The sequence below is a fragment of the Metabacillus niabensis genome, assembly GCF_902829255.1.
Taxonomy (GTDB): Bacteria; Bacillota; Bacilli; order Bacillales; family Bacillaceae; genus Metabacillus; species Metabacillus niabensis.
In genome coordinates this window covers 1-6,380 of sequence record NZ_CADEPK010000404.1, presented here as the reverse complement: position 1 = coordinate 6,380, position 6,380 = coordinate 1, and the positions used below count along the sequence as shown (strand labels likewise).

Here is a 6,380-nt window from a genome sequence, read left to right as displayed (position 1 = left end):
TTATAATAGTAGAAACTGATTAATAAAAACGAAATCAAGTGGAAAATATATTGATAATTGGAAAATATATATTCTAGACAATTATGACCTTCGTAACTAAATTAAGAGAGTAAGAACAGAGTATATGTCGAAAAAAAATGAAATATTTCTGACTTAAAACCTATCGTTGACAATAATAGGATGAATTTTTACAAAAATCTTAAAAATAATCACCCAAAAGAACTATAAAATGTGTATAATAATACCGATATAATACTTGTTTATGACGTTTGTATAAAATTATCGACAAAATAATCTGCAACATAGATAAAAGGGTGAGGGGGGACTTTCTTTGGCTAATTGGGTTACGCCAGAAGAAATGGCGAGAAAAAAAGAAATGAAGAAAAAGATATTAACATTTTCACTACCGTTCATTGCAATCATTCTAGGAGCACTAGTAACAGTAGCAGCAAATGGTTTATAAAAAGAGACTGATTCTATAATAATTTATTGTAGAATCAGTCTTTCTATTTGAGGAAAAAATTGTATAATGGACTTTATAGTTGGTACAAATTACCCAAAAATAAGTGTAAGTTCATTTACAGAAACATGCTAAAATGAAAGCTATAGGAAAAAGAAGTTGAATTATAAGCAAATTTGTAAGAAAATGTTCTTTGTGTCATGGTAGTATTTTTATAAGTTAACAGTTAAGTTTATTTTTAATAGATTAAAAATTTTGGAGGTTATCATGGAGGAAACTATAAATCTGAAGGAGCTGTTTCTAACATTAAAGAAACGCCTTTCACTCATCATAATTATTGCAGCAATTGCTACTGCAACAAGTGGAATTGTTAGTTATTTTCTATTAACACCCATTTATCAGTCATCTACACAAATTCTGGTTAATCAGGCGAAAAGTGAAGAACAAATTTATAATTATAATGAAGTACAGACAAACCTTCAATTAATTAACACGTATAGTGTAATTATCAAAAGTCCAGCAATTTTAGATAAAGTTATAGAAAAAGAAAAAATGGATATGTCTTATAGAGCATTAAACGAACTAGTAACAGTATCAAGTGAACAAGATTCACAAGTGGTCAATATTTCGGTTAAAAATGAAGACCCCAAAATCGCTGCAAATATTGCAAATTCGATTGCTGTAACATTCCAGGAAGAGATTTCAAAAATTATGAATGTTGATAATGTAAGTATCCTAACTCAGGCTCAACTAGGTGAAGACCCATCACCGGTCAAACCAAAACCACTCTTGAATATGGCAATTGCCTTAGTGGCGGGTTTAATGGCTGGAGTAGGGTTAGCATTCTTACTTGAATATTTAGATAACACTATTAAATCTGAACAAGATATAGAAAATGTATTAGGTCTGCCTGTACTTGGTGCAATTACAACAATTAATATAGAAGAAGAGGCTGCTGCAAGTGCAAACATGTCAACTACGATAGGAACGAGAGGTGAGTCATTTGGCTCGTAAGGATCGAAAGCAAATCTTTAATTTACAAAACCGAAGCTTAATTTCTTTAACAAATCCAAAATCGCCAATTGCGGAGCAGTTTCGGACAATTCGTACAAACATTCAATTCTCAAGTGTTGACGAGGCACTACAAACAATTATTGTGACTTCATCAGGACCTGGTGAAGGGAAATCAACAAACACGGCAAACTTAGCGGTTGTCTTTGCACAGCAAGGGAAGCGTGTCCTATTGATAGATGCAGACCTACGAAAACCTACTGTACATTACACATTTAGAACTGAAAATCATGTGGGTTTATCTAACGTTTTAACTAGACAGTTAACACTAGAAGAGGCGATTAGTACAACTGCACAGGAAAAATTGTGGGTGTTATCAAGTGGACCGATTCCGCCAAACCCATCGGAATTATTAGGTTCAAAGAATATGCAAGTTCTATTAGAACAAGCAAAAGAGGAATATGACGTTATTGTCATTGATACCCCACCAGTATTAGCGGTAACAGATGCACAAATATTAGCTAACTTAGCTGATGGTGTTGTTCTTGTTGTGAGCAGTGGAAAAACAGAAAGAGATTCTGCGAAAAAAGCAAAGGAACTATTAGAAAGTGCTAAAGCAAAAATACTTGGCGTTGTCTTAAATAACAAAAAAGCAGAAGAATCACATTATTATTACTACTACGGGGGCAAATAGTCACTTTTGACAAAATTACCCCCTTTTCTTTTAAAATTTATTATCTTAGTTTATTTTAAATGTTAATAAATACACTAATAATATTTATGGAGGTGTAACCTTTGATTGATATTCATAGTCATATTTTGCCTGGAATAGACGATGGAGCACAAACTGTCGAGGATGCAATTAACATGGCTAAATTAGCAGTAGAAGAAGGGATCACAAAAATCATCGCAACCCCTCATCATCAAAATGGGAAGTATATCAATAAAAAACAAGACATCATCGAACGAGTTATGAATTTAAATGAAATCCTTCAAAAAGAGAATATCCCTTTAGAAGTGTTGCCGGGTCAAGAAACTAGAATTTATGGTGAATTAATTGATGACATAGAAAAAGGTGACATTCTTCCTCTTAATCATACAAATTATTTATTTATTGAATTGCCATCAGGACATATACCGAGATATACTGAACAATTATTATTCGATGTTCAGTTAAAAGGGTTCACTCCTATTATTGTCCATCCAGAAAGAAATGCTGGAGTGATGGAGAATCCTGACAAATTACTTAATCTAGTGAAAAAAGGTGCTCTTACTCAAGTGACTGCTGGCAGTATTGGTGGTTATTTTGGGAAAAAGATTCAAAAGTTATCCATGCAACTGATAGAAGCTAATTTAACACATTTTATCTCTTCGGATGCACATAATGTAACTTCTAGGAGTTTCCATATTCGGGAATCGATTTCTATAGTTAATAAAGAATTTGGACGTCAGGCATTATATTATTTTCAAGAAAATACTGAATTGTTAGTTAATGGTCAGGTTATATATAAACAAGAACCTAGTCAAATTAAAAGAAAGAAAATTTTAGGAATCTTTTAATTAATGTTTTATGATAGTGTCGCTCACTTTTTAAAGTAAATTGGTATTTGATAATACTGTGAATTAGATGCCACTTGTTAACTTAATAAATTAATTGAAATAAGGTGAACATATATGAAAATAGCAGTTGTTGGAACTGGTTATGTAGGTTTAGTTACTGGGACATGCCTTTCTGAAATTGGACATACAGTAACATGCATTGATATTGACCAAAACAAAATAAATAAAATGCGTGAAGGTATTTCTCCAATATACGAACCAGGCCTTGATGAACTAATGAAAAAGAACATAATGGAAAACAGATTATTTTTTACAACTGACCATAATGAGGGGTTTGATAATAAAGATGTAATATATATAGCAGTTGGAACCCCCGAAAAAGAAGATGGTTCAGCTAACCTTTCATTTGTAGAACAGGTTGCAATAGATATTGCAACACATATTAAAAAAGATGTTATTGTTGTCACTAAGAGTACAGTACCAGTTGGGACTAATGACTGGATAAAAGAGGTTATTTTAAATAACTTAGTGAATGATGTGAAGGTAGAAATTGTTTCAAATCCTGAATTTTTACGTGAAGGTTCTGCGATATATGATTCGTTCAATGGAGACCGTATTGTAGTTGGTGCAGAAAATGAAGAAACAGCAGATATTATAGAAGAAATTAACAAACCATTTGGAATTCCAGTATTTAAAACAGATATTCGTAGTGCAGAAATGATTAAATATGCAGCAAATGCATTCCTTGCAACAAAGATTAGCTTTATCAATGAGATTTCAAACATTTGTGAAAAAGTAGGTGCCAATGTCGAAGACGTTGCAAATGGAATGGGACAAGATAATCGAATTGGCTCTCAATTCTTAAATGCGGGAATAGGCTATGGTGGTTCTTGCTTTCCAAAAGATACAAAAGCGCTTGTTCAAATCGCAGGTAATGTTGATTATGAATTTGAACTTTTAAAAGGTGTTATTCGCGTTAATCAAAAACAACAAGAAGTCCTATTAAGAAAGCTAGAGCAAAAATTTGATAACCTAAAAGGTAGAAAAGTTGCTGTATTAGGATTGGCATTTAAACCAAATACAGATGATATGAGAGAAGCGGCTTCAATAGTTATTACGCAATACTTAGTAGAAAAAGGGGCTAATGTTGTTGCTTATGATCCTGTCGCTATGGAAAATGCTAAACAAATACTAGATTCTAAGGTGGTTTATGCAGCAAGCACAATTGATGCATTAAAAGAGGCGGATGTAGTACTTATCTTAACTGAATGGAATGAGTTTAAAGATTTAGATCTAGAAACTTTTGTGAAATATATGAAGCAACCAGTCATTTTCGATGGGCGAAATTGTTTCGAACCAAATAATGTAAAAAAACATCATGTCGAGTACCACTCAATGGGAAGACCTTCTATAAATAATATTCAATTACTTAGTGTTAAATAATCAAGGGGGATATGAAGTGAAAAAGGTTAGGAAAGCTATAATACCAGCTGCAGGACTAGGCACACGTTTTTTACCTGCAACAAAGGCGATGCCAAAAGAAATGTTACCTATTGTAGATAAACCAACAATTCAATATATTGTTGAAGAGGCTATTGCTTCAGGGATTGAAGATATTATTATCGTTACTGGTAAAGGGAAACGTGCAATTGAAGATCATTTTGATCATAATTTTGAATTAGAGCAAAACTTAATAGAAAAAGGGAAGTTTGAACTTCTAGATAAAGTAAAACAGTCATCAGAAATTAATTTGCATTATATTCGCCAAAAAGAACCTAAAGGACTGGGACATGCTGTTTGGTGTGCAAGAAAGTTCATTGGGGATGAACCATTTGCTGTCTTACTGGGTGATGATATTATTGAGGCGGATACGCCATGTTTAAAACAGTTAGTTAATGAATACGAAAAAACTGGCTCATCTATAATCGGTGTACAAACAGTTCCAGATAATCAGACACATCGTTATGGGATCATCGATCCACTTGAAAGAGATGGTAACCTTCATAAGGTAAATAGTTTCGTTGAAAAACCAGAGAGAGGTACTGCTCCTTCCAATCTAGCGATTATGGGAAGATATATTCTAACACCGGAGATTTTTGATTTGCTGGAAAATCAAGAAAAGGGTACAGGTGGAGAAATTCAATTAACAGATGCGATTCAGAGTCTGAATGCTAGTCAAAATGTATATGCATATGATTTCGTAGGAACTCGTTATGATGTAGGTGAAAAATTTGGATTTATTCAGACAACAATTGAGTTTGCGTTGAAGGATAAAGATCTTAAGGAGCAACTCTTCGAATTAATGGAAAAATTGGTAGAAGACGAAAAAATAAATTCGTAGGTGAGGAGAGAGTGACTGAGATGTCTGATTATGCAAATAATGATTCAATAGATACATCTTCAAAGGAACTCACCTTAGAAGTAGAAAAACAAAAACTGGCTTATCTCATTTCAAAGAGAATTCTTGATATTTTTGGAGCAATAATTGGTTTAGTTGTTTTAAGTATATTACTAGTTTTGGTAGCAGTATTAATAAAAATTGAGGATCCTAAAGGACCAATCTTTTTTTCTCAAAAAAGAGTAGGAAAGAATGGTAAGGAATTTAAAATGTATAAGTTTCGTTCTATGGTAACGGACGCTGAAGAGAAGCTAGTGGAACTCCTAGAATATAATGAGATTGATGGAGCCATGTTTAAAATGAAAGACGATCCACGAGTGACAAGAGTGGGGAAATTTATTCGAAAAACTAGTATAGATGAGCTTCCTCAATTATTTAATGTGTTAAAAGGTGATATGAGTTTAGTAGGACCAAGACCACCTTTACCACGGGAGGTTGCTGAATATTCTAATTATCATATGCAAAGATTACTAGTAACTCCTGGATGTACGGGAGTTTGGCAAGCTAGTGCTAGAAATAGTGTGGGTTTTGAAGAAATGGTAGAGTTGGACTTATATTATATAAGAAATCGTAGTTTTTGGTTTGATTTAAGAATAATATTCAAAACCATTACTGTTTTATTTGGGTCAAAAAATGCATTCTAAGATAGGGAGATTTGAGATGAATAAGGAATCAAAAATATATGTTGCAGGTCATCGAGGATTAGTGGGATCAGCGATTGTAAGAAGATTAAAAGAGCAAGGATATACGAATCTAATACTTAGAACTAGTAAGGAAGTAGATTTACGCGATAAAGAACAAGTTGATAATTTCTTTGAAACAGAAAAACCTGAGTATGTTTTCTTGGCAGCTGCTAAGGTTGGAGGGATTGTTGCAAATAACGAATATCCAGCAGATTTTATTCGAGATAATCTCTTAATCCAAACTAATGTAATAGATGCAGCATACAGA

The 6,380-nt window shown here is 33.0% G+C and carries 8 protein-coding genes; all 8 read left to right on the top strand.

The features are described from left to right. Positions 1 to 331 precede the first annotated feature (331 nt). Positions 332 to 463: a hypothetical protein gene (locus HU235_RS25330; protein ID WP_267905729.1), complete on the top strand. Its 132-nt coding sequence runs from the start codon at positions 332 to 334 to the stop codon at positions 461 to 463. 264 nt (positions 464 to 727) lie between these two features. Continuing rightward, positions 728 to 1,474 carry a YveK family protein gene (locus HU235_RS22695; RefSeq protein WP_174881690.1) on the top strand — a complete coding sequence of 249 codons (747 nt, stop codon included), beginning with the start codon at positions 728 to 730 and terminating at the stop codon, positions 1,472 to 1,474. Continuing rightward, positions 1,464 to 2,165, top strand: coding sequence for a CpsD/CapB family tyrosine-protein kinase (locus HU235_RS22690; RefSeq protein ID WP_174881689.1), 702 nt, complete (start codon positions 1,464 to 1,466; stop codon positions 2,163 to 2,165). Before HU235_RS22695 ends, HU235_RS22690 begins: the two co-directional genes overlap by 11 nt. A gap of 101 nt (positions 2,166 to 2,266) precedes the next feature. Then, the gene (locus HU235_RS22685) at positions 2,267 to 3,031 is read left to right on the top strand and encodes a tyrosine-protein phosphatase (protein WP_174881688.1); all 765 of its coding nucleotides are present in this window, start codon (positions 2,267 to 2,269) and stop codon (positions 3,029 to 3,031) included. Between the two features lie 114 nt (positions 3,032 to 3,145). Continuing rightward, a complete protein-coding gene (locus tag HU235_RS22680) occupies positions 3,146 to 4,474 on the top strand; it encodes a UDP-glucose dehydrogenase family protein (RefSeq protein WP_174881687.1) in 1,329 nt (442 codons plus the stop codon). Positions 4,475 to 4,490: 16 nt separating this feature from the next. Further along, positions 4,491 to 5,372: a UTP--glucose-1-phosphate uridylyltransferase GalU gene (gene galU / locus HU235_RS22675; RefSeq protein WP_174881686.1), complete on the top strand. Its 882-nt coding sequence runs from the start codon at positions 4,491 to 4,493 to the stop codon at positions 5,370 to 5,372. A gap of 20 nt (positions 5,373 to 5,392) precedes the next feature. Continuing rightward, positions 5,393 to 6,073 carry a sugar transferase gene (locus HU235_RS22670; RefSeq protein WP_174881685.1) on the top strand — a complete coding sequence of 227 codons (681 nt, stop codon included), beginning with the start codon at positions 5,393 to 5,395 and terminating at the stop codon, positions 6,071 to 6,073. 16 nt (positions 6,074 to 6,089) lie between these two features. After that, positions 6,090 to 6,380, top strand: a 291-nt coding sequence (locus HU235_RS22665) for an NAD-dependent epimerase/dehydratase family protein (RefSeq protein WP_233452382.1), incomplete at its 3' end; no start/stop codon positions are given.